The organism is Streptomyces hirsutus (assembly GCF_001418415.1).
In the GTDB taxonomy this organism is placed as follows: Bacteria; Actinomycetota; Actinomycetes; order Streptomycetales; family Streptomycetaceae; genus Streptomyces; species Streptomyces hirsutus.
Genome location: NZ_LIQT01000714.1, coordinates 1 through 1,803 on the forward strand (window position 1 = coordinate 1; position 1,803 = coordinate 1,803).

Sequence of the window (1,803 nt, forward strand, 5' to 3'; positions counted from 1 at the left end):
CGCCGCCCGGTGGCGGGCGGCCGGCGAACCCGTCGCGTACCGGCTCCGCATCGACGCCGACGGCGTCCAGCGGGTGACCAGCCCGTGCGGTGCCCTGGCCTGGCAGCTTCCCCGCTTCCCCGGTGACAGCGGAGATCCCCGATGACCCACCCCACCAGCCTCCCTCTCCCTCCGTCCCGGGCGAGCCCCTCCCACCGCGGCAGGAGCATGTGCGTGGCGGGGTGTCGAAGGAGAGCGCGGTGTTCACCGTGCTGCTCGCGCGCCGCCCTGGAGATGACGCGTGACCGGCGGTCCGCGGCACACCGAGCCGCTGGACGTCCACCTGATCGCGCTGCGCGACGGCACGACGGGGCCCCGAGGTGCTGCTCTCCCGCCGGGCCGGTGACGTGTATGCGGCGAGCTGCTGGCACCTGCCCAGCGGGCATCTGGACGGCCCTTGGGAGGACATGGTCACGGCGCTGGTGCGCGAGACCCGGGAGGAGACCAGCGTCCTGGTCGACCCGGCTGATGTCCGCGCGGCCGTCACCGTGCGCCATCGCGCCCCCGTCGGCGGGGCGCGCGTCGGGGCCTTCTTCGAGGTGAGGCGCTGGTACGGCACCCCGCAGGTGAGGGAACCCGTGGTGTGCGACGGCATGGACTGGTTCGCGTTCGACGCGTTGCCGGAGCCGATGGTCGCGTACTGCCGGGCGGGGCTGGACGCCTACCGGGCCGGCGCGCGGATGGCGGTGCACTTCCAGGAGCCCGGTGATCCGATCGCCTACGACCCGACCGCAGACCGGTTGGTCCTTGTCCCCGACAGCGGCGGCGCCGTCCCCGAGGAAGCGGTGCGCGTCTTCGCCGAGCGGGCGGTCGGCCGGATCTCCGGCTGGGCGGATGTCTCCCGGGCACGCGAGAGCAGACGCGTGTGGCGGGCTCGCGATCAGGTCGGAGACCACGCGGAGCGCCCCCAGCAGAGCGGCTTCGGCGGTGACGGGGGCCGTGCGGGAGGACAGCAGGGGCAAGTCGGCGGGCAGCGGACGTCGCGGTGCTCCGGTAGCCGTGTGCAGGAGGTCCCGGAAGGCGTGGAACTTCGGGGTGAGCGCCCCTTGTTCGGCGATCGGCGCGTCGGAGTCGTAGCTGGTCGCGGTCGGCTGGAGCGTGTCGCCGTCGTGGTGGGCTCCGGCCCACCGTCCGAAGTTCGTGCCGCCGTGGGCCATGCAGACGCTGACCGAGCCGTCGGCACCGAGGATGGCTCGACGTCGTGTCCGGCGGTGAAGTGGAACAGACCCGGGTGCGGCTCGTGGAAGTTCCACGGGACGTAGGTGTCCACGGTGTTGAGGCTCATGGCGGCGATCCGCTCCAACCGGTCCGCCCTGGGCCGGATGGACACGGAAGTAGTGCAGGCTCCCCGCCAGGATCCGGTGCGGACGTCCGGCGCGCAGCAGTCGGCCGTACGGGTGGATCAGGAGGGGGCCGGCGCGGCCCGCAGGGGTGAAGGCGGTCCGTCGGACGGGGGCGGTCCGTTGGGCGGGGATACCCCGTCGCCCTCCCGGCCGTCGGCGATCCCGTCCTCCGGTGTCCGGGGCACGACATGGCCGTCCCGTGGAGCACGACGGTGGGAACCGTGACAGATGTTGTTATCGCTGCCAACGGTGCCGTCGTGGGTAGGCTGCGGCACCGTCGGAGGCGGGTGACGATGCAGCCGCGGCTTGCGGTCGCGGCTTGCGGAGAAGGGCGATGGCAGCGGGAACACCGGGGGTGTCCACGTTCTGGACGGGCCTGGGAGGACCCGGTCGGACGGCCCCTGTCCGAAGTGACCGGGGC

Annotated in this window: 2 pseudogenes; one reads left to right on the forward strand and one right to left on the reverse strand. The window is 73.3% G+C overall.

Going from position 1 to position 1,803, the window contains the following annotated elements:
• Window positions 1-386: 386 nt before the first annotated feature.
• A pseudogene (locus AOK11_RS45990) lies at window positions 387-608 on the forward strand (NUDIX hydrolase); the annotation flags it as partial.
• 492 nt (window positions 609-1,100) lie between these two features.
• On the opposite strand, the pseudogene AOK11_RS46975 reads toward AOK11_RS45990, so the two are convergent.
• Window positions 1,101-1,196: pseudogene (locus AOK11_RS46975) on the reverse strand (beta-galactosidase); the annotation flags it as partial.
• Window positions 1,197-1,803: the final 607 nt, after the last annotated feature.